Origin of the sequence: Methylobacterium sp. GXF4 (assembly GCF_000272495.1) — a bacterium.
Classification (GTDB): Bacteria; Pseudomonadota; Alphaproteobacteria; order Rhizobiales; family Beijerinckiaceae; genus Methylobacterium; species Methylobacterium brachiatum.
Window position 1 is genome coordinate 1 of record NZ_AKFK01000036.1, and the last position, 1281, is coordinate 1281.

The window sequence follows — 1281 nt, forward strand, 5'->3', positions numbered from 1 at the left end:
ACCGCGAGTACGAGGAGTCCTATCACCCTGGCATCCGCACGGGTGTGACCGAGTGGGGATCGGAGATGACCCGCCTGATCGAGAACCGCACCGACTCCCCGGTCTTCGAGAAGTTCCGCTCGTCGAGGGGCAACTGCTACCGCTACGTCGGCGGCCAGCCTGTGGTCTCGGTGATGGCGAAGGTGGTGTCCATGGTCGGCGCGACGGCGCGCTGAGGGTCCGGGGCGCGGGGTCGAGAGGCTCCGCGCCCTTCGTGTTCAGGCGGGTGAGGCCGGTCTCGATGTAGGCAGTGTAGGGTATGTAGACCTCTTTATTCCTCTTAGAATTCAGTAAGAGGTGGTCTGAGAGATGGAGCTTGTTCTCTCTCCGCCTACACACCCTACACAGGCGCACACCGGGCACGATCGGGCGCTCGGCGATCTTCCTGGGCTGCGGAGCGCTGAAGATCACCCGGCCAGACTCAGCAAGGCCATCAGTGAGATCGACTCCCCGGCCGGACCGATATCGGCGCGCCGACCCTGACCGAGACCGTGTCGAAGACGTACATCTCGTCTTCTCGGAGATCGTCTCCGCGAGTATCGGCGCCCAGGGTCGCAGGCGGACCTGACCGACATTCTCGACTTCGTGGCCTGAAGCGGCGGTTGATGCCAACCGTGGCCGAGACCCTGCCGAAGACGGCCATGTCTTCGGGCGATCCCCCGTGGCGGGATGGTTCTCCTCGAAGTAGGCCACCGCCGGTACATTCGCAGCCGGGGGGTGACCGCATCGCCACAAGAACATCGCCGGGATCGTCACCGGAACTTCACCCTCGCGGGCGGGATCACCGGGGGCTTCTCGGAGATCTGGATGGCGCCCGCCCCTCCGTCGAAAATGTCGTTCGAGAAGGCGGCCGCGACAATCTTCTCGGCGGCGCACGAAGGGGATCCGCGCATGGTGCCGTCACCGACCCTGGCGGTCTCGTCTTCGACGTAACGAAAATCGAAACCCCGGCCGGAAGCGCTCGGCGAGATCTCGGCGCCGACCTTGGACCAGATCGCAACCGTGAGGTCGGGACACACGGAGGTTCCTCCGCGGTGGTTCGTGCTGGCCACCGAGAAGGTCGTATCGGTGCTCTCCGACGCGCACGACGTGAAGACGCCTCACTGCCTTCCGTTCTGGACTGTGACCAGTCAGCCCGAGATCGCCGTAGAAATAGAAATTGGCTTATCTGCCCCGCAAGTCTCTGAAGAAAATGCGGAAATCCAATTTCGATCGTGATCGAGATGCCACTTAAAATCTTGC

The 1281-nt window shown here is 63.1% G+C and carries 2 protein-coding genes; one reads left to right on the plus strand and one right to left on the minus strand.

Going from position 1 to position 1281, the window contains the following annotated elements; genetic code table 11:
- On the plus strand, window positions 1-215 hold a 215-nt coding region (locus tag WYO_RS31450; RefSeq protein WP_007559397.1), incomplete at its 5' end, for a hypothetical protein.
- A gap of 576 nt (window positions 216-791) precedes the next feature.
- Here WYO_RS31450 and WYO_RS04080 read toward each other — a convergent pair.
- Window positions 792-1091, minus strand: coding sequence for a hypothetical protein (locus WYO_RS04080; RefSeq protein ID WP_128754942.1), 300 nt, complete (start codon window positions 1089-1091; stop codon window positions 792-794).
- Between the last annotated feature and the right edge of the window lie 190 nt (window positions 1092-1281).